This window comes from Microbulbifer maximicatervae (SeqCode) (assembly GCF_056232625.1).
The window spans coordinates 999,298-1,020,025 of sequence record NZ_CP174324.1 but is presented as its reverse complement, the minus strand read 5'-3'; the positions used below and the strand labels follow the sequence as shown (position 1 = coordinate 1,020,025).

Genomic DNA, 20,728 nt, shown 5'->3' with positions numbered 1-20,728 from the left:
TCAGACCGTCGCTTCTGCTTCGAGGAAATCTTTGGCAAAGCGCTGCAAAACACCCCCAGCCTCATAAATGGAAACTTCTTCTGCGGTATCCAGACGACATGTAACAGGAGCCTCAATCGTCTCACCATTGGCGCGGTGGATAAGCAAGGTCAGCGTGGCATGGGGAGTGCGCTCACCGATTACGTCGAAACTCTCGGTACCGTCGATACCCAGGGTTTCACGGGTAGTGCCCGGCTTAAACTCCAGCGGCAATACACCCATACCGATCAGGTTGGTGCGGTGAATTCGCTCGAAGCCTTCGGCCACAATCGCTTCCACACCCGCAAGGCGCACACCTTTCGCAGCCCAGTCACGGGAGGAGCCCTGCCCATAATCGGCACCCGCAATGATAATCAGAGGCTGCTTCCGATCCATATAGGTCTCGATGGCTTCCCACATGCGGGTAACCTGCCCTTCCGGTTCGACTCGAGCCAGGGAGCCCTGACGGACCTCGCCGTTATCATCGCGCACCATTTCGTTGAGTAGCTTCGGGTTGGCGAAAGTTGCACGCTGGGCAGTGAGGTGGTCGCCACGGTGGGTCGCGTAGGAGTTAAAGTCCTCCTCCGGCAATCCCATTTTCGCCAGGTATTCACCGGCAGCACTGCTGGCCAGAATGGCATTGGACGGAGACAGGTGGTCGGTAGTGATATTGTCACCCAGCACCGCCAGCGGGCGCATGCCCTTCAAGCTGCGCTCGCCTGCCAGGGCACCTTCCCAATAAGGTGGCCGGCGGATATAGGTACTCATCGGGCGCCAGTTGTAGAGTGCGTGGCCCTGCTCTTCTGCGGCATCCCGCTCTTCGAACATGGGAATATACACATCGCGGAACTGCTGTGGCTTCACGCTCTGACGTACGATCGCATCGATCTCTTCATCGCTGGGCCAGATATCTTTCAGGGTAATCGGGTTGCCATCGGCATCGTATCCCAGCGCATCTTTTTCAATGTCGAACCGGATGGTGCCGGCAATAGCGTAGGCAACGACCAGCGGCGGTGAAGCCAGGAAAGCCTGCTTGGCATAGGGGTGGATACGACCGTCGAAGTTGCGGTTTCCGGACAGGACCGCAGTAGCATACAGGTCGCGATCAATCACTTCCTGCTGAATTTTCGGGTCCAGGGCACCGCTCATACCGTTACAGGTGGTGCAGGCGAAAGCCACTACGCCGAAACCCATCTGCTCCAGATCTGGTAGCAGGTCGGCCTCTTCCAGATACATTTTTACCGTTTTGGAGCCTGGAGCCAGGGATGACTTGACCCAGGGCTTACGGGTCAGGCCGAGCTTGTTCGCATTGCGGGCAATCAGGCCTGCGGCAATCATATTGCGCGGGTTGCTGGTATTGGTGCAGCTGGTAATCGCGGCAATAATCACAGCACCATCGGGCATCTCACCGGCTTTCTCTTCCCAGGCTTTAGCAATACCGCGATTAGCCAGTTCCGAAGCCGGCAGAAGCGCGTGGGGGTTGGAGGGGCCAGCAAGGTTGCGACCCACTGTGTCCAGGTCAAACTTCAGTACACGCTCGTATTCGGCATCCTTCAAGGTGTCGGACCAGAGGCCCGTTTCCTTGGCAAACTTCTCTACCAAAGCTACCTGCTCATCATCGCGTCCGGTGAGTTTGAGATAGTCGATGGTTTGCTCATCGATAGAGAACATGGCCGCAGTAGCGCCATACTCTGGAGTCATATTGGAAATAGTGGCGCGATCGCCCAGGGTCAGGTTGGAAGCCCCCTCACCATAAAACTCCAGGTAGGCTCCGACCACGCGCTCGCGGCGCAGGAATTCAGTGAGAGCCAGTACCAAGTCGGTACCAGTAATACCCGGCTGCAACTTTCCAGTGAGCTCCACTCCAACAATATGCGGCAGACGCATATAAGAGGCGCGGCCAAGCATCACGCTCTCAGCTTCCAGGCCGCCAACACCCACAGAAATCACACCTAGAGCATCTACCATCGGCGTGTGGCTGTCGGTACCGACACAGGTATCCGGGAAGGCCACGCCCTCGCGCACCTGCACCACCGGAGACATTTTCTCCAGGTTGATCTGGTGCATGATGCCGTTACCGGGGGGAATCACATCGACGTTTTCAAATGCGGTTTTTGTCCAGTTGATAAAGTGGAAGCGGTCTTCGTTACGACGCTCCTCTACCGCACGATTTTTTTCAAAAGCATCCTTCTCAAATCCGGGGTGCTCTACCGCGAGGGAGTGATCCACAATCAACTGGGTGGGAACCACTGGATTTACCTTGGCGGGATCACCGCCTTTATCGGCAATGGCATCGCGCAGACCGGCCAGGTCTACAAGCGCAGTTTGGCCGAGGATGTCGTGGCACACCACTCGGGCTGGAAACCAAGGGAAGTCCAATTCGCGCTTGCGCTCAATAATCTGTTTCAGGGAGTCGGTCAGTTTTGCCGGCTCGCAGCGACGCACCAAGTTTTCCGCCAGAATACGTGAGGTATACGGCAGTTTGGCATAGGCTCCGGGCTGGATCGCGTCAACAGCGGCTCGGGTATCGAAATAATCGAGGTCTGTACCGGGCAGTGATTTGCGGTAATCAGTATTCATAGCAGGTAAATCAGTCGAATCTTTTTTTAAAATCGTATCTCTTCTGAGAGTGGCTCCAGGCCACTCACCAAAGGCAACCTGGAGCCGGCACACCGGGTGTGCCTCATTTCAAAAGTGAAATGAAAATTAACCGCGCTCAGCGATTGGAGTTACTGTACGGGGTTCAACACCTACGTACTCCGCACTCGGGCGAATAATGCGGTTATCAGCGCGCTGCTCGAATACATGTGCAGCCCAGCCGGTAACGCGGGACATTACAAAAATCGGGGTAAACAATTTTGTGGGAATACCCATAAAGTGATACGCGGAAGCGTGGAAGAAGTCTGCATTACAGAACAATTTTTTCTCACGCCACATCACTTCTTCACAGCGAACAGATACCGGGTACAACACGGTATCACCAACATCTTCAGCCAACTTTTCAGACCAGCCTTTGATAATCTCATTGCGCGGGTCGGACTCGCGGTAAATGGCGTGGCCGAAGCCCATAATCTTCTCTTTGCGCTCCAGCATGCCCAGCAGTTCTTTCTCTGCTTCGTCTGGATTGGAGAAACGCTCGATCAGTTCCATTGCCGCTTCGTTGGCACCACCATGCAGAGGACCACGCAGAGTGCCGATAGCACCGGTGATGCAGCTGAACAGATCGGACAAAGTGGAGGCACAAACGCGAGCGGTAAAAGTAGATGCGTTAAATTCGTGCTCTGCATACAGAATCAGGGAAACGTTCATGACCTGCTCGTGCAGTTCATTGGGCTTCTCATCGCGCAGCATATGCAGGAAGTGGCCGCCAATGCTGTCGTCATCGGTTTCAGTTTCGATGCGCACATTGTCGTGGGTGAAACGGTACCAATAGCAGATTATGGAGGGGAATGCGGCCAGCAGGCGATTGGCTTTATCCAACTGCTGGGCGAAGGATTCTTCACCTTCCAGGTTACCCAACATGGAACAACCGGTGCGCATTACATCCATAGGATGGGCATCAGCCGGAATGCGCTCAAGCACTTCTTTTAATGCTTGCGGCAGGCCACGCTTGGCTTTCAGCAGCGCCTTGTACTCCGCCAGCTCTCCCTCAGTGGGTAATTCCCCATAGAAAATCAGGTAGGCAACTTCTTCAAACTCACAGTGCTGGGCCAGATCTTTAATATCGTAACCGCGGTAAGTCAGGCCGGAACCGGATTTGCCCACTGTAGAAAGTGCAGTTTTACCTGCTACCTGGCCGCGCAGACCAGCACCGCCCAATGCTTTCTCTACCATCTTCTTATTTCCCCTGTTGTATACACATTTGCTGTGTTCATCCAATTGAAAGCGCAGCGCCCGGCTTTCGCACCGGGCTGCTTGGGAGCCTATGAATAACTCCGTAATGCCTACTTATTGAAAAGTTCGTCCAGCTTCTGTTCAAACTCGTGATAATTCAGGTAATCGTACAGCTCCTCACGAGTCTGCATGGTGTCGACAACCGCTTGCTGATCGCCATTTTGCAGGATACTGGTATAAACATTTTCCGCCGCGCGGTTCATCGCACGGAACGCCGACAGTGGATACAGTACGATATCTGCGCCCGCTTCGCCCAAATCTTTGGCGTTATACAGCCTGGTTTTACCAAACTCGGTAATATTCGCCAAAATCGGCACATTTAGCGCGTCCTTAAAGGCACGATAGTGCTCAAGTTCAGTAACTGCTTCCGCGAAAATGCCGTCGGCGCCAGCCTCAATACAAGCCTGGGCGCGTTCAATAGCCGCATCGAGCCCTTCCTGTGCAAAGGCATCGGTGCGAGCCATTACAAAGAAATCGTCATCGGTACGGGCATCTACCGCCGCTTTGATACGGTCGACCATCTCCTGCTTGGAAACAATCTCTTTATTCGGGCGATGGCCACAGCGCTTCTGCGCTACCTGATCTTCGATGTGTACCGCAGCGGCACCAGCGCGGATCATCTCTTTAATGGTGCGGGAAATGTTGAAAGCGCCACCCCAACCAGTATCGATATCCACTAAAAGCGGCAACTCACTGGCAGCAGTTATGCGGCGCACATCCTCCAGTACATTATCGAGACTGGTCATACCCAAGTCCGGCAGACCGTAGGAGGCGTTGGCAACACCGGCGCCAGAAAGGTAAATCGCCTTGTGACCAATACGTTCGGCCATAATGGCGGAATAGGCGTTGATGGTACCAACCACTTGCAGCGGTTGATTCTCGGCGAGTGCAGCGCGGAAACGCGCGCCAGCAGAAGGCTTTTGGCTCATGCTCTACCTCAGTTTCTTTTCAATGTTTATTCTCGAGGCGCGGATATGCCGGCGCATTAATAGCTCCGCCAGCTCACCATCCCCGGCCTCAATGGCCTCAATAATATGGTTGTGCTCGCGGAAAGCCCGCTGGGCCCGGGGACTGGCCATCCCCAATTGGTAGCGATACATACGAACACGGTAATAAAGTCGATTGCACAGGGTATCGATCAGAAGATCATTCTTTGATGCCTGCACGATACGGAAATGAAAATCAAAATCCCCTTCCGGCTGGAAGTACGCCTTACCGGCCTGCAGCTCTTCCTGCTGCTCATGGTGGTAGAGCATTTGGCGCAGCTCAACCAGGTCTTCCTCGGTGCGCTGTTCCGCTGCCAGACGGCAAGCCATACCCTCAAGGGCTTCACGAACTTCATAGAGTTCCAGTAAGCCGCGCTCACTTAACTCTACAACCCTTGCTCCAATATTGACCTTGCGTTCCAGCAGCCCCAAAGACTCCAGGCGCATCACTGCTTCGCGCAAACTCCCGCGACTGGCATTAAATCGGCGCGCCAGTTCCGGCTCGCTAATTTTGCTGCCAGAGGCGATTTGCCCCTCCACAATTTCAGCGCGCAAAGTCAGAAATAAGCGTTCAGCAAGGCTTTGACGCTCCTCTGAAGCTGAACCGGCAGTACCAACTACAGTCATGCAAGACCTAGATTGTCGACAATCTTAATGGGGCATGACATTAAATCACCAGCATTCTCTCGTCAACTGCAGGCATCCCCGATTAAACATTAAGGATTGTTGACAATAGGGCAAAATAGGTGACTTTCAACAGAGCAGTAGTCTTGCCATGTTTAAGTGGGCATAATAGCGCCCGCGCCAGATGAGCCTGTTCGACTAACGCGAGCGCTCTATGCTTTATTTGGGGCTTAGGGAAAATCCCACAGAAAGAATATCCAGGCCTCGGAACAGCGCTTGTTTTAGGCTGCCACCACCCAGGTTACAGACAGAGTTATGCCGAAGAGTATTATCAGGCGATGGCTGCCAAGCCCCGAAGAAGTTAGAGCCAACAATGGCCTCAAATTTCTGGGGACTCTTCTCCACGACCCCAACCTTTTTCATTTGAACCGACACTCAGTCTCGGTCGCATTTGCGGTTGGCGTATTTACCAGCTTCCTCCCTTTGCCTGGGCAAATGGTTATTGCCGCTCTGCTCGCACTTTGGCTGCGCTGCAATCTACCTTTGTCGATGATTCTTGTATGGATCAGTAACCCGATCACCATGCCGGCTATTTTCTTTAGCACTTACAAGCTTGGCGCCTGGGTTCTGGGGGCGCCACCGGTGGATTTCAGCATCGAACTGTCGTGGGAATGGTTGACCAGTGAAGTCGGGAAGATCTGGCTGCCACTATTTACCGGCTCTCTGATTGCCGGGGCATTCTTTGCGACAGTGGCCTATTTTGCCATGCGTGCCCTCTGGCGCTGGCACGTTGTGAAAAGATGGAAATTGCGAATCCAAAGGCGATCAGCGGTCAGTTAACTTTTCCCACTGTAAACCCTCTGCAGGCACCAACAGGCAAAAGCCCCTGAAGCAATTGCCAGCAATGCCTGCAGGTAATACTCGGTAAGAGCACCTAGCACCAGAGCTGCAATAGCTCCAACAAATAAAGCCTTGCGGGCCACCTTAATTTTGGCGGTAGCCGCAGCCAACGCGGCCGCCCACACCACCATAAACGCTGAAAGTACTGCTCCCAGTGAAACAATCCAAATGGGCCAGATCTCCCACCCCTCTGCGTAGCAAACGGAACCACTACGCATATCAGGCGGACAAAAAACCCGTAGGTACCACCCATCCAGCATCAAGGTAAAACAGGCAGCCAGCACCCAAGCCAAAATTGCGGCGGGCACCGGCAGATATCTTCTGAAAATTGAGACCCTACCCAAAAGCCCGGCCCGACTTACTCATTGCGCAAGGCTGCTGCCGGCTGAACCCGACTGGCCTTAAAGGCCGGATACAAAGTTGCCAGCAAGCTAAGCAGAAAGCCCGCCGCCACAACCAGTGTCACGTCTGCCCATATCAACTGGGACGGCAAATAATCCACGGGATAGACATCAGACTTTAGGAACTGAATGCCGAGCATTGATTCCAGCCCCGCTACCAATTTGGTCACCGTCAGGGAGCCTAACACCCCCAACGCACCGCCAACTACAGCCCCCACGAGCCCGACCAGCGCACCCTGACTCACAAAAGTCAGCAAAATCTGCCGGGTACTGGCACCCATAGTACGGAGGATGGCGATATCGGTATGCTTATCGATAACCACCATTACCAAAGTGGAAACCACATTAAAAGCGGCAATCGCAATAATCAGGAAAACCAGTAACCCCACCAGGTTGCGGGACATCTGAATAGCCTGGTAGAGGTTGCCGTGGGTTCGGCTCCAATCAGTGCCGTAGAAATTGCCCCGAGGCAGGTCTTGCAGAAGACGCCGCATAATCCAGTTGGCCTCGAGCATTTCATTGACCCGTAACTGGACCCCTGCCCCACCGCTACCTCCAGCCAGAGTCCTGGCCTGCTGCCAGGCAACCAGGGCGAGAGATTGATCCAATACAGTGCCAGAGTGAAAAACCTGCGCCACTTTAAATCCAGCAACCCTGGCTGCCTTGCGTGCTCCGGTGGCACTATCGTTATTTGGCACAATCAGGGAAAGGTAATCACCCGCCTCAACCCCCAACTTTTCAGCGAGCCCTTTACCCAGAACCACACCCGGTTCAGACGGGTCAAGCAAGGCATCGAAGGATGAGGATTCAAGGAAGTCCCCGATATTGGAGACTTCGGTAATTGTCTCTGGGTTGACCCCCTGCACCAACAGCGGCGTCACTTCAGCCCCACGCCTGGCAAGCGCATTAACCTGCCACACTTCTGCCGCGGAGAGAACCGCAGGGTCGGAAACCAATTGCTGGCGCAACTGGGCCCAATCCACATCAGGGCTCCCGTTGTAAATAGTGACATGGGGCATGATTCCCAGGATTCGCTCGCGCAATTCCCGGTCAAAACCATTCATCACCGACATCACCACAATCATCAAGGCAACACCGAGGATCAGGCCGATCATCGACAAACCGGAAATGAATGAGACCAACCCGGCAGAATCATCATTTCTACGCTGGGCACCGGCATAGCGCAGCCCAATATAGGCGGGAAGTGGCTTAAACATGATCACCCTGGTGCCAGTCAGCAGTCAGTCGCCCATCGATCAGATGCAGGCAGCGATCCAGGGCTGCCGCCAGATCCGGGTCATGGGTAACGATCACAAAGCTAATTCCCATCTCCTGATTCAAGCGATCCATCAATTTATGGATCTCTGCCGCCGTAGCCCGATCCAGATTGCCGGTGGGTTCATCCATCAAAACACAGGCGGGCCTTGTCACCAGTGCCCGGGCAATGGCCACCCGTTGCCGTTCACCGCCAGAAAGCTGTGATGGCTTGTGCCCCATGCGCTCACCCAGGCCTACCGCCGTGAGCATCGCCTCGGCCTCTTTGCGGGCTTCGGCAACTGAACGCTTGCCTATCAGTAATGGCATGGCGACATTTTCCAGGGCGGAAAACTCGTTAAGCAAATGGTGAAACTGGTATACAAAACCGAGACTGCTATTTCTCAACCAGCCCCGCTCATTGGCATTGAGTTCAGCGAGATTCTTACCCGCAACCCAGACCTCACCGGAGCTTGGGGTATCGAGGCCACCAAGCAAGTTGAGCAGTGTCGATTTACCAGAGCCAGAAGCGCCGACGATGGCCAATTTCTCGCCCCGCTTTACCTCAAGCTCAACACCACTCAGAACCTCCAGGTCCCGGCCTCCCTGGCGGTAATGTTTGCGCAATTGCCGACAAGCCAAAACAGCACCATCCGGGGCCGGAGCTGGCTGCGCTTTTTCCGTATCTATTTCCACTCGACTGTTCATCAAATTATTCGCTGTCTCTCAACATCTATAAATCACACCAAAACAGGCCGACTTATATAAATTATTCGTAACGCAAAGCTTCCGCCGGCTCAATCTGTGCCGCTCGCCAGGCAGGAAATATCGTTGCCAGCAGGCTCATACAAATTGCCGCCGTTAACACCACCACTGCATCGCCGGCACGGAATTCAGAAGGCAGGTAACTAACAAAGAAAACACGGGGATCAAATATCTTGGCGCCTACTACCGACTCAATCCAGCTCACCATTTCAGTCAGGTTCATCGCTATCACGATGCCTAAAACAGCACCGGCAAAAGCGCCGATAATGCCAATGGCACTGCCCTGAATCACAAATACCGCCATAATCTGACGGGAGGTCAGCCCCAATGTTCGCAACACTGCAATATCGGAGCGCTTATCCGCAACCATCAGTACTAATGCGGAGACAATATTGAATGCGGCCACGGCGACAATGATCATCAGCATCAACGTGACAACAGTCTTCTCCATTTTAACTGCTTGGAAAAGACTTCCCTGGGAATCCCCCCAATCTTCACCCTGAAAACCCTCGCCCAGCTCATTTGCATAGACAGAAACAAGCCCCAGCGCATTGTCCATATCGTCAAAGCGCAACTGCAGCCCCTGGACCTTACCCGTCATCCGGGTCAGGCGCGCAGCATCTTCAATATTGATCAGCGCGAGATTCTGATCCACCTGCGCACCCACAGAGAAAACACCGGCAACCGTGAAACGCTTTGTTCTGGGGAATATACCAGCGGGGGTCACGCTGACTTCTGGCAGGGTCAGTATTACCGAATCTCCGGGAATCACATTGAGCTGATGGGCAAGGATTCGCCCCAGAACCACCCCGTAGCTGCGGGGCTCGAGCAAATCCAGGTTACCCATCACCATATGCTCACCGACAGTAGACACCTTGCGCAGCGCTTGCGGTTCCACACCTTGGAACTGGGCACCGTGACTGCTGCCATGAGCACTCAAGAGGGCGTAGCCATTCACAAAAGGGCTGGTCGCTTCGACATGTGGCTGAGCTTCCAACTGCCGTGCAGGTGTCTCCCAGTCCACAAGACCGCCTTCCCGCTCTACAAAGCCGTGAGGTACAACACTTAGTATTCGGGTTTTAAGCTCACGATCGAAGCCGTTCATAACAGAAGCGACAACGATCAACGCAAAAACACCAAGGGCCATCCCTAGTAGAGAAAAGCCATTGATAAAGGAAATAAACTGCTGCCTGCGGCGGGCAGCCACGTAGCGCAGACCAATAAATAGGGGAACAGGTTTTAACATAGGGTCGATTTAAACGGAAAAACGTCAGGAAATCCAAAGATTTAGGCAAGTTTACCGAACGTTGTATGTCTTGAGCTGGGCCTTCAGGCGCTTCAACGCCTCTTCATCCCACTCCTCTGGCTCTGTAAGGGCGAGCCACGCTAAGGTGTATCCCCACGGGGTATACCGATGGCCAAAAGACAACGGAGCGAGCCCTACATTTAAGTCTGCCAGCAGCTGCAAGCCGGTAACTAGAGGGTACCACTGGAGATCCGGCGATACATCAGGTCCTCTGGGATGGTTCAACCAGTCGGGCCTTTCCAGCGCCCAGCGCACACTAAAGAATACTATCGGGTCACTGGCGTGCTGCAAAAATGCAATCCTGAACTCACCCCATGGCTCACGACCAATATAGCCTCCGTACTGATTACCAAAGCGCACCACCTCCCCCCCTTTGAACTCTGGCAGCCAGGCGGGAGTGCCCGGATCTCGATTTCTGACAATCCGGCTCCACATGCCTACACCGAGGGGCGGCCCAGCCCAAAGGGCTCCATCAATCGGGTCATCAATAATGTCATAGAAGTCGAAGGAGTCTTCGGAAAGTTGAGCGCCAAGACTGAGGCCAAACAAGTAAACTCGGGGCCGCTCATCTTCTGGCAACTCCGTCCAATAATCATAAATGACCTTAAACAGTGCTCGCGCCGACTCAAGCCCCTCAGAATCATCCGCCATCAGCGCTATTGGACTGGATAAATAGGAGTACTGCGCCGCAACAGTGGCGGTATTACCTCGATACAAAAACTCTAAAGAATTTACAGCACCGGGATCAACCCAGCCGGCGCCGGTTGGAGTTGCCACTAATAAGATCTCACGCTGGAATGCACCAACCCGTTTTAATTCCTCCAGCGCCAACTGAGCGCTCTTCATGGGCGTCACAGCACTATCAAGCCCAACGAAAACCCTGATGGGCTGTACTGCAGAACCAGCCACCTCTTTTATTTCTTCCTCTGTCGGCCCCAACGTTAAGAACCGGCGCCCTTGATTGCCAATGTCATCCCACTTAATCAGCGAATTGGCGCCACCAGGAAGATTGGGGTCTGCCGGAGGGGGAATACTCTTCGCATAAGAATTATCTAGCCGCTGATAGGTCGATGAAATCACATGCAAACCTGCTTTCAACAGCACTCCATTAAAAACAGCCCAGTAAAGGAGCACAGCCGCCAACACACCCACAAGCATCGCCACTCGCTCGGGCACATGCTGCTCCACATAGCAGGCCACCAGGAGAACTATTCGCTGAAACCCTTTTCCCAGGCACCACAACACCAGGAACATGAGGAGAGATATTACAGCGATCGTAATAGGCTCTACGGATCCAACCTGTTCCATACCCATAAGGGCGCGGATAGAGTTCTGCCACTTCACTCCCTGCCAGAGAGAAACAAGAAAAAGAAGGAGACATACTGCTAATACACTTCGATCAAATAGACGTTTTTGCCATGTGGAAATCGGCAGATTGGGGATACCCAGGTATTTCCAAAGCCAACTCAGAAAGACGCCGAAAACATAGCCGACAAAGAATGCGACGCCGCCCAGTATTCCCTGCATTACATCACTGCGAGGAATAAGGGATGGCGTAAGGGAGAGCGCAAAGCAGATAGAACCAATAAGAAGGCCGAGAATTGAAAAGGTATTAACCAGCCTCATTCTTGTCCGCTCGACAAGCCAAGCATAATTAACAGCCTAGCATAGGCGCCGATACAGCCAGCCAAGCCGTCTTCTGTTAAATCGCATCAAAATTCGAAGTAGTAGCGCTGCAAGAATTTAGCCGTCAACTCATGGCACCTAACATCCCAAAGAGGCGCATTTATTTCTATTCTTGGCGCGAAAACGTGAAGAAGAACAGGAGCATTGGCGGAAATTCTGTTTTAATGGGACGGCTAATGGAACATCTACATCGGAGAACAAAAAATGTTCAGCAGACTCCGCAGCGGATTGAATTGTCTCGCTGGCTCAATGGCACTACTTCTTACTTTTGGCGCCCAGGCGACAACCATTGAAGTACCCGTAGGCACCCAGGGTGGGGAGCTCACCATTGAAGAAGTCCGTGGGCTTAAAAAACATGATGTGACCTCACGCCTGGGGGAACCCCTTGGTATTGAGGGGCCAATTGGCGAACCCGCTATCACGCGCTGGGAATACGGCGAGTTCTACGTTTTCTTTGAACAGGACACCGTCCTACACACAGTGAAAAAACCCAGCGGCTGATCTAGCACATCCTGGCAGGCGCTCAACTGAAGCTGCCTGCCTCACCCAAAGTGAAGCGCCCCACTCTAGCTGCAGCTGCAGCTGCAAGATAATTCAGCCCCGCCCTTTTGCTGATTCGGAAAATTTATATCACAGCAACCTGAATCAACCACCTCCAACCGGAGTTACAAGCCGTGCGCTATATCGCCATTCTGCTTTTTACATTAACCACTATTGCCCAGGCTGAAGTCACCCTGGTGGAAGTGATTAAGTCCGAAAACAAAATGCACTTGCTCGATGGCGACAAGGTTATAAAGAGCTACCATGTAGCCTTCGGCGGGCAACCCCAAGGACACAAGCAGCAGGAAGGCGATGAAAAAACCCCCGAGGGACACTACACGCTGGACTACAAAAAAGAAGACTCCTCTTATTATCGGGCAATGCATATCTCCTACCCCAATGCCGAAGACCGCGCTCAAGCTGAGGCTCGGGGAGTCTCGCCAGGTGGCTTCATTATGGTCCATGGCCAGCGCAATCGACTCGGCTGGCTCGCTCCAATCACCCAACGTTTTAACTGGACTGATGGTTGCATTGCCCTTACCAATGACGAGATGGATGAGTTTATGGCTCTCGTAAAAGTCGGCACCCCCATTGCAATCCGCTGGTGAGACATCACCAATATAGAGGCCATAACAGCTCTTCAAAGTCCTTAGGGAGATTTTGAAGAGCTGCCCGATAGCCAAGGGACTGGATTTCCCCTCTACAACCAGTCAATATGCCCGCCGTAACTTCACCTTGGTGGGGTGGTCAACTTTTAGGCAAGCTGACAGAACACCACCTTCCGGACTAATGAGAAACCGATAGAAAATGACAGTAAAAGTCGAATCCGTAGATAGCCTATTGAAATCCAGCGGTCGCGAGGGCGAAGAAGTCCGCGTTCAAGGCTGGATCAGAACCCGCCGCGACTCCAAAGCCGGCCTCTCTTTCCTGGCCGTACATGACGGCAGCTGCTTTGATCCGATCCAGGTGGTTGCTGAGAATCACCTGCACAATTACCAGTCAGAAGTGCAGCGCCTGACTACCGGCTGCGCGGTAGATATCCTCGGTACCATCAAACCATCCGAAGGCAAGGGACAGTCTATCGAACTGCTCGCCACCGAAGTCCAGGTTGTCGGCTGGGTGGAAGACCCGGATACCTATCCCATGTCCCCCAAGCGCCACACTATGGAGCACTTGCGCGAACACGCTCACCTGCGCCCGCGCACCAATGTCAGTGGTGCCGTAGCCCGCGTGCGTAACTGTATCGCCCAAGCAATTCACCGTTTTTATCACGAGAACGGCTTCCTCTACGTGCACACCCCAATTCTCACCGCTTCTGACTGTGAAGGTGCTGGCGAGATGTTCCGGGTCAGTACCCTGGATATGGAGAACTTGCCGCGCACAGATAAAGGTGCGGTGGACTACAGCAAGGACTTCTTCGGCGAAGAGAGCTTCCTCACTGTATCCGGCCAGCTGAATGTTGAGAGCTACTGCCTGGCCATGTCCAAGGTGTACACCTTCGGCCCCACCTTCCGTGCAGAAAACTCCAATACCACTCGCCACCTGGCAGAGTTCTGGATGGTTGAGCCGGAAGTTGCCTTTGCAGACCTGGCAGATGTAGCCGATCTCTCTGAGCAAATGCTGAAGTATGTATCCAAGGCGGTACTGGAAGAGCGCGCCGATGATATGGCCTTCTTTGCCCAGCGCATCGACAAGGAGGCTATCAGCCGCCTGGAGAATATCATCGACAACGATTTCGCCCGCATCAACTACTCCGAAGCGATTGAAATCCTGGAAAGCTGCAAAGAGAAGTTCGAGTTCCCCGTATCCTGGGGTATTGATCTGGCCTCTGAGCATGAGCGTTACCTGGCAGAGAAGCACTTCAAAAAGCCAGTTATCGTGATGAACTATCCGAAGGACATTAAAGCCTTCTACATGCGCATGAACGACGATGGCAAAACCGTTGCCGCAATGGACGTTCTGGCACCGGGAATCGGCGAAATTATCGGCGGTGCCCAACGTGAAGAGCGTTTGGAGAAGCTCGATGAGCGTATGGATGAAATGAATGTACCCAAGGAACACCTGGACTGGTACCGCGACCTGCGCCGCTACGGTACAGTGCCTCATGCGGGCTTTGGCCTGGGCTTTGATCGCATCGTGTCCTACGTAACCGGCATGGGCAACATCCGCGATGTAATCCCCTTCCCGCGCACACCGAAGAACATCTCGTTCTAAATAAAAAGCCCCGCAACGCGGGGCTTTTTATTTCACATACAAATCTTCAAGCGCTCAGCCCAGTTGCTGTAGCAATGATGTCATCGCTCGCCTTTTCACTGATCATATAGACCGGCACCACAATGAAAAAACCGGGGATTCGGGGGAACACCGAAGCATCCACCACCCTTAAATTATTGGTGCCGTGAACCCGGAATTTACTGTCGACAACTGCCATAGGATCACTGGCAGGCCCCATTTTATTTGAACAGGAAGCGTGATGTCCCCAAGCTTGGTTCTTAACAAAATCGCCAATTTGCTGATCTGACTGAACCTCTTTACCGGGCAATAATTCCCTGGAGACCTGCTTGCTCACAATAGGGCCCGACATAATATCCCTGGAAATTTTTACCCCCTCAACAACTGCCTGAAGGTCTTCTCCCAGAGCATCATTACCCTCACCAAAATAGTGGAAGTTGATCTCCGGCGTGTCCCTAGGATCAGCAGATTGCAGGGTCACACGTCCGGCAGTATTGTTCGTATGACCTTTCAGTACAATCCAGGAGAAACGGTCTTTGTAGTCCCGCAACGCCTGGGAGTACCCGGGAAAGTATCCATGGAAATCGGAGGGCACTCCGAAAATAAACAAGTCGGGATCTTCCAGCTCCGGCTTGGAACGTTTGACCAGAGACAATACTGGACCATTTCCACTGTAGGGCCCCTGATTGAACCAGCCATAGCGATAGCGATTTAAGCAGGGATCATTCCCCTCTCCCCAAGTGCAATCTTTAAGAAGGGCAAGATCCTCACTCATCTCACTAACGATTCCGACCTCATAGCGATCCTGGAGGTTCTCTCCTACCCCAGGCAGATCTACCAGGGGCTCTATGCCGTGATCGCGGAGCTCATGGGCGGGACCAATTCCCGATAACTTGAGAAGTTGCGGGCTATTGAAGGCCCCTCCAGACAAGATAACCTCGCGATTTGCCCGCACTTGCCTCAAGACTCCGGCAGTACCACTTTCGTCGTGGTAAGGGTCTGCCTTATACAGGCTCGCCCCCTCTAAAAACTCCACCCCAACAGCAGTATTCCCCTCAAACAACACACGAGTTGCCAGTGAATTTGTACGAATATGAAGCAAGTTTGGGTAAATTGACTGAGTATCTAAGAGGTATTCGCGTACACTGGTACGGCGGTTTCGGCTATCTGCTGCCATAGGGGCGATAAAAGGTCCTTCCTGGCCACCGGCCACGTCCCAATGATTGATATCCAAGCGAAGATTACCGCTGATAATTTTTTCCAAAGCCCCTTCGAGCCCATACTTGGCCAACGCAGCCTGGGCAACTTTCAAGATCGCCGGGTCTTCCAGCAACAACGCGGGGTTGCCGCGATTCGTGGGCAGCCAACCATCAAAACCGTGGCGAGATGGATTGGAGAAAATTGGGCGGGGCACATATTCACAACGCTCTAATCGCTCAAAATATCGCCGCATATTTGCGCTATCCCAGGAAATATCCCCTGTATCCCGAGCTATGCGGTCAAAGTCATTATTATGTGGATAGACCGTAATCAGTGCGTGGTGCGTAGTACAACCACCGATAGTACTCGCCCGTGGGTAGAGGATTCCCTTCCCGGAAACGTATTTTTCGTCAAGTTGCTGCTGATTGATATCCGCATAATGCTTAACAAAAAAGTCCCAGCTCAATTTGGGGTCTTCAGACGCAAAGGGGTGCCATGCTGGAATATTATGGGTGTCATCACTGGGGTCGTCGGCACCAGCTTCCAACACCAAAACAGAAAATCCCGCCTTTGCTAAATTTACCGCTAATGGCCCTCCACCCGCACCGGACCCAACAATCACGTAGTCATATTGATCATAGAAATTCCGATCCAACATTGAGAGAGCGGAAACCAATCCTGTCGAAGCCGCGCTGGCAGCAATACCCAGTTGCACCGCCCCTTTAGTAAAATTTCTACGGCTAATTTTTTTGCTCGACACTTTCTTGTCAATCGAATCCTTCTCTTCCATAGTGCTTATCCATTTTTATACGTTGTATCCGAGATAAGCATTATGCACGCCAGCTTTTGCAATTCTGTCTTACAGGGATTGCTTTAATCTAAAACTCGACCTACTTACCAGCGCGAGGATGTATCACATGCCTAAAAGATATATCGACGCAAGGCTTCTTAAATGAAATTAAATAAACCTCTCCCATTCCACCTGGAGACTCCAGAAGGAAACCACCTGTGAGGCATCAAATAAAAAGACGAGCGAGTTTTTAAGCTGGCCAAAACCAGAGGTCACGCTTCAAAATTCAATCAACCAGGTAAACCTTCAAACACTACCTCAAAAAGGAAATATAAATAAATTTGAATAACTGCAAGGCAGTTTATTATTTTAAGTATTACGCCAACGCTTAAAATAATAAATTACCCAGTCCGGCAAGTAACAAACTCAACTCACAATAGCGGTTTTCGTGAATTTTCTACACAATCAGTCGCTGTAATATTCTTAGCAACCTTATTGAGAGTTTAAAACATTGCCCAAAGTATCAATCTGTCTATATGATGCAATCATCGAATTTGATTGCGATTCTTGGAATAACAACTAGATTAATAAACACTAAAAAATAAAAGCGATCCGATTCAACCCAAAATGCTCAGGAGCATCGGACACAAGTTTTAGTTGATGACCGTGAGAAGGAGATCAGAATGCCTGGGAAAGAGCTCTATATCACCTACGAAGAACTTTTAAAACTCGAGAGTTTTAGAAAACCCAACTCAACACCAAGAAAACCCCAGAACATTGATACCACCCACCTTGATGATATCGAAGTAATCATTGCTAACGGCAAAGGAATTCAAGCTCTCGATAGAGAAGCTATCAACAAACTAGCACTAACAGGATGGGTTTGTAGATTCCCCGCCCACATTCACCCCCCCAAAGGGTTGAAACTCGTTCAAGTCAGCGAGCATCTATTGAATATTGCTCCAGCTAGAAATATGCCGTTGCAAAAATTTGAGACTTTAGTCAAGGAACTCACTATCAGCGCCATCACAATATTCAAGAAGCAAGGTCGAGCCGTCTGATATATGACCCTGATCACGGCCGACTGCAAAACGGTATGCTATTGAGCTGCCGTTTTGCTATCTCTCCACTAAGTACTTACCCCCTAGCCTATTAATTTCTGAAATGCGATTAGCTTCCTGATATAAGCTCGCATTTCCGGAGTATCAAATTTCCCCTGATAACGATCAGGATCGTTGACTGAGCGCCCCTTAATACCGGGACAGCCGCCAAATTGTATTAGCGTGGAAAAAGCAGGCATTAACTGCAACTCCTCTACCGAAGCCTTGATTTCTAAATCCAAATGATCTGAGTACTCTTCAATATATCTGGAAACCGTCCCCATACCTGAAAGTGTTTGTGCACAAACCATATTCCCAACTGTCCCAAACTTGGGGAATCGATGAATTTCTTTAAAATCCACTTTATCAAAGCTGGCCAATAGATTTTCCTTCAATACCAACTCGGCAAACTCCAGGTGCTCCCCCTTTTTGGGTTTCAAGCCTGTCACCTGGTAGTGGAGCGCCTCAAAGGGAACAAAAAGATTGCTCCACCCCTTTTCAATTTTTGAAATTGCATATTCCTTATAAGCAGCTTTTTCCTGATACTTATCGATAGTCTGAAAGATTGAAAGCGCCAGACCAACAACTGCCACCCCGGCTGCAACACCGCCTATCCTGGTTACCCTTTTCAGGCCAATTTGGGTTTCATCCCATGTTTTCCCATGAATTGCCAAAAGAGCCGCGATAGCTGTAAGTGCATGCCCTAAAATAGAAATAGTCAGATCCATAAGCTCCCCCAGAAAAAGCTCAAATTTCAATATGCACTAAAAATCAAACCTTGGTATCACTATCTATCGATACCAGAAAATTTCAACACAGTAGATACACGCCACATTGCGAAAATCACCGCCAAACTATCTATTCTCATTAATGGGCAGGAACAAATAGAAAGATACACTTACTCAGAAAAGCTATTCAATAAGTTAAAATTACTATTTTTAGACGGGAGCCTTATAAGAAACCCAAAACAAAACAATCGTACCCATTTGGGTTCACCTCATCGCACACAATTAAATAGCAATATACGAAGCTTGTACTTTTCCCGTGGATTTAATTAGAAAGTAGGCAAAGCAATAAGCGGCAAAGCTTGACTCACAAGATAGCGTTTTACTAACCATACTATTTAAGTCAACCCCCCTGACTCCATACAATTAATAAATTTAAAGACCAATTATAACAACCGACCCCCAACTACCTGCCAAACATCCCCGTTGCGACCCAAAGGCTACTATTGGAAACCTCTTTAAAACTTGACCCTGAATAGCTAACTACTATAACTATTCACAAGGTTGTATAACACGCAGCATCTACTGACCAACTGGTATCCATATGATACATCTATTTGTACACGCAAATGTTAAGGACTTCAACGAATGGCACAGAGCGCTAAAGGAGTTTATGCCTATAGTTGAGCAAATGGGTGCTACTGCCACATCCGTATACCGGGAAATTGATAATCACCATAATGTGACCGTGATCCATGAATTTCCTTCGAAGGAGCATGCCATTAAATTTGTCAATAGTAGTGAACTTGAAGAAGCCAAGAAGAAGGCTGGCGTGCTTGTGACTCCAAAAATTTGGTATACAGAAAAATTATAATTATTCCTTATTTTGGCATAGAAATTTATAAAGCTATCTTCACCCCCCAATAGGCCTATCCATTCAAGGGGTGTATCTTGATCAATGGCTCTTCCTTTGTAAATAAGCTGACTCTAGAGTATCCCTCCACTAACAGTACCCATATAACAATACTGATAACCCCTGCCTTTAAAGTAACTTCATATACTTGACTGGCACATGATCAACCAGCCACACATTATTAGCAGAGCGATAAAAATCAAAACCATCTCGATGCATGGATTTAGCCTCCACCCTTAACAGTACGGGCTTGCCATACCTGGCACCAACAGATCGAGCAACAGCCTCAGATTCTGACAGGTGAACATGATGCCTTTGCATTTTCTTCAGTCCTTGCGCGAGGATATCTTCAACAAAACGCTCTGCAGTGCCATGGAGAAGCGCACCTGGTGGTTCAAGGGGGCTTAAATGTAAATTAATATCTACAGAATGTCCCTGATTGGCTCTGATAGAAAGACCATCATCACTTATAGAAAACCGCTGCTTATCATTGGTTTCCACAACGACAGAAACCAAATCCCTGTTTAGCTCAAAGTCTACAGTTTTCTGAATCAACTCATCAACTGCCACCCATCCATTCTCATCCATAAACAAGCCGATGGCTTCAGGCTTATGCCTGAGCAGGTAGCTGAAGTATTTTGATATCCTACTCAGCTCTCTACTGAATTCAGTATCTCTGTTCAATTCTAATATTCCACAACTAAGAATATAACTCGAAATTTTATGATGGGGCATTCACCTTGGCGAAAATGTACTCATCAAAATAAATACCCCCTTTTTTTACTGAGCAGCTTAAAGTCCCTTCATGCTTATACCCCGCCTTCTGTAAAACCTTCACTGATCCGACATTTCCAGAAAAGACAGAGGCATAAAGCCTGACAATATTTTGTGAAGAAAAAATCTCACGAGTAAACTGAGTCAAAGCAATAGTAGCAATTCCTCTCCCCCAAAATTCTCGCGCAACCCAATATCCAACCTCACCGGAGTGAGAATGCTCAAACAGCTGCTCGCGCATACTTATAATCCCGCAAAAGGCCCCTCTGTACTCTATTGCCTTTACAACCCCTTCCTTCTTACAACCTTTATCAACCCACCAAGCAGCATCTTCCAATGTATAAGGGTGAGGAATTCTCGATGACAAATACTTAAACACAGACTCATCATTTAAGTACTCAACCAGTAGTGCTTCATCATTCTTTTCAATATTTCTTAATTCAATCATTCGTACAAACCATCAATTCCTTAACCTATTACTGACACCCTTTCAAGGAAAATCAATGCTTTGTTGACGGCTAGGGTTCTAAGCTATCAACTCTTCCTACCTAATCTCCAGTCGGCACAATAGCTTTTTAGCTTCCTACGACTGTTTCACATTTATTACTACATCTCAAAAA

General features: G+C 50.6%; 19 protein-coding genes. 6 read left to right on the top strand and 13 right to left on the bottom strand.

Annotation, left to right across the window (positions count from 1 at the left end; genetic code table 11):
* The 4 genes from acnD to ACJJI6_RS04425 form a co-directional block, all read right to left on the bottom strand.
* A complete protein-coding gene (acnD, locus tag ACJJI6_RS04440) occupies positions 1-2,598 on the bottom strand; it encodes a Fe/S-dependent 2-methylisocitrate dehydratase AcnD (protein ID WP_475712603.1) in 2,598 nt (865 codons plus the stop codon).
* 126 nt (positions 2,599-2,724) lie between these two features.
* Positions 2,725-3,852 (bottom strand): bifunctional 2-methylcitrate synthase/citrate synthase, encoded by a 1,128-nt coding sequence (prpC, locus tag ACJJI6_RS04435; RefSeq protein WP_444905390.1) that lies wholly within the window; start codon positions 3,850-3,852, stop codon positions 2,725-2,727.
* 110 nt (positions 3,853-3,962) lie between these two features.
* A complete protein-coding gene (prpB, locus tag ACJJI6_RS04430) occupies positions 3,963-4,841 on the bottom strand; it encodes a methylisocitrate lyase (RefSeq protein ID WP_475712602.1) in 879 nt (292 codons plus the stop codon).
* Positions 4,842-4,844: 3 nt separating this feature from the next.
* The gene (locus tag ACJJI6_RS04425; protein ID WP_444933083.1) at positions 4,845-5,525 is read right to left on the bottom strand and encodes a GntR family transcriptional regulator; all 681 of its coding nucleotides are present in this window, start codon (positions 5,523-5,525) and stop codon (positions 4,845-4,847) included.
* 312 nt (positions 5,526-5,837) lie between these two features.
* Between ACJJI6_RS04425 and ACJJI6_RS04420 the strand changes: the two genes are divergently transcribed.
* A complete protein-coding gene (locus tag ACJJI6_RS04420; protein ID WP_413665638.1) occupies positions 5,838-6,362 on the top strand; it encodes a DUF2062 domain-containing protein in 525 nt (174 codons plus the stop codon).
* On the opposite strand, the gene ACJJI6_RS04415 is transcribed toward ACJJI6_RS04420, so the two are convergent.
* From ACJJI6_RS04415 to ACJJI6_RS04395, 5 genes are all read right to left on the bottom strand, one after another.
* Positions 6,359-6,730 (bottom strand): hypothetical protein, encoded by a 372-nt coding sequence (locus tag ACJJI6_RS04415; protein ID WP_475710066.1) that lies wholly within the window; start codon positions 6,728-6,730, stop codon positions 6,359-6,361. The two genes, ACJJI6_RS04420 and ACJJI6_RS04415, sit on opposite strands and share 4 nt — an antisense overlap.
* 50 nt (positions 6,731-6,780) lie before the next feature.
* The gene (locus ACJJI6_RS04410) at positions 6,781-8,040 is read right to left on the bottom strand and encodes a lipoprotein-releasing ABC transporter permease subunit (protein ID WP_475712601.1); all 1,260 of its coding nucleotides are present in this window, start codon (positions 8,038-8,040) and stop codon (positions 6,781-6,783) included.
* Positions 8,033-8,785, bottom strand: coding sequence for a lipoprotein-releasing ABC transporter ATP-binding protein LolD (gene lolD / locus ACJJI6_RS04405; protein WP_282932629.1), 753 nt, complete (start codon positions 8,783-8,785; stop codon positions 8,033-8,035). Before lolD ends, ACJJI6_RS04410 begins: the two co-directional genes overlap by 8 nt.
* A gap of 61 nt (positions 8,786-8,846) precedes the next feature.
* Entirely contained in the window at positions 8,847-10,088 is a 1,242-nt protein-coding gene (locus ACJJI6_RS04400) for a lipoprotein-releasing ABC transporter permease subunit (RefSeq protein ID WP_475712600.1), read from the bottom strand.
* 51 nt (positions 10,089-10,139) lie between these two features.
* Positions 10,140-11,774 carry an alpha/beta hydrolase gene (locus ACJJI6_RS04395; RefSeq protein WP_475712599.1) on the bottom strand — a complete coding sequence of 545 codons (1,635 nt, stop codon included), beginning with the start codon at positions 11,772-11,774 and terminating at the stop codon, positions 10,140-10,142.
* Between the two features lie 264 nt (positions 11,775-12,038).
* Between ACJJI6_RS04395 and ACJJI6_RS04390 the strand changes: the two genes are divergently transcribed.
* From ACJJI6_RS04390 to asnS, 3 genes are all read left to right on the top strand, one after another.
* Positions 12,039-12,335 (top strand): hypothetical protein, encoded by a 297-nt coding sequence (locus ACJJI6_RS04390; protein WP_282932628.1) that lies wholly within the window; start codon positions 12,039-12,041, stop codon positions 12,333-12,335.
* 173 nt (positions 12,336-12,508) lie between these two features.
* Positions 12,509-12,982, top strand: a complete 474-nt coding sequence (locus ACJJI6_RS04385) for a L,D-transpeptidase family protein (RefSeq protein ID WP_475712598.1) — start codon at positions 12,509-12,511, stop codon at positions 12,980-12,982.
* Between the two features lie 199 nt (positions 12,983-13,181).
* Positions 13,182-14,588: an asparagine--tRNA ligase gene (gene asnS, locus ACJJI6_RS04380; RefSeq protein ID WP_444897139.1), complete on the top strand. Its 1,407-nt coding sequence runs from the start codon at positions 13,182-13,184 to the stop codon at positions 14,586-14,588.
* Between the two features lie 46 nt (positions 14,589-14,634).
* Here the strand turns inward: asnS and ACJJI6_RS04375 are convergent, their stop codons facing one another.
* A complete protein-coding gene (locus ACJJI6_RS04375; RefSeq protein ID WP_475712597.1) occupies positions 14,635-16,596 on the bottom strand; it encodes a GMC family oxidoreductase in 1,962 nt (653 codons plus the stop codon).
* Positions 16,597-17,279: 683 nt separating this feature from the next.
* On the opposite strand from ACJJI6_RS04375, the gene ACJJI6_RS04370 reads away from it, so the two are divergent.
* Positions 17,280-17,657 carry a Tse2 family ADP-ribosyltransferase toxin gene (locus tag ACJJI6_RS04370; RefSeq protein ID WP_475712596.1) on the top strand — a complete coding sequence of 126 codons (378 nt, stop codon included), beginning with the start codon at positions 17,280-17,282 and terminating at the stop codon, positions 17,655-17,657.
* An 83-nt stretch (positions 17,658-17,740) separates the two neighbouring features.
* On the opposite strand, the gene ACJJI6_RS04365 is transcribed toward ACJJI6_RS04370, so the two are convergent.
* Positions 17,741-18,424 (bottom strand): hypothetical protein, encoded by a 684-nt coding sequence (locus ACJJI6_RS04365; protein WP_475712595.1) that lies wholly within the window; start codon positions 18,422-18,424, stop codon positions 17,741-17,743.
* A gap of 601 nt (positions 18,425-19,025) precedes the next feature.
* On the opposite strand from ACJJI6_RS04365, the gene ACJJI6_RS04360 reads away from it, so the two are divergent.
* Positions 19,026-19,295, top strand: coding sequence for a DUF1330 domain-containing protein (locus tag ACJJI6_RS04360; RefSeq protein WP_444897134.1), 270 nt, complete (start codon positions 19,026-19,028; stop codon positions 19,293-19,295).
* 168 nt (positions 19,296-19,463) lie between these two features.
* On the opposite strand, the gene ACJJI6_RS04355 is transcribed toward ACJJI6_RS04360, so the two are convergent.
* Complete coding sequence (locus ACJJI6_RS04355; RefSeq protein WP_444905401.1) at positions 19,464-20,018, bottom strand: RNA 2'-phosphotransferase; 555 nt, start codon at positions 20,016-20,018, stop codon at positions 19,464-19,466.
* Between the two features lie 37 nt (positions 20,019-20,055).
* On the bottom strand, positions 20,056-20,556 hold the full coding sequence (locus ACJJI6_RS04350; protein ID WP_475712594.1) for a GNAT family N-acetyltransferase: 501 nt from the start codon (positions 20,554-20,556) through the stop codon (positions 20,056-20,058).
* Positions 20,557-20,728: the final 172 nt, after the last annotated feature.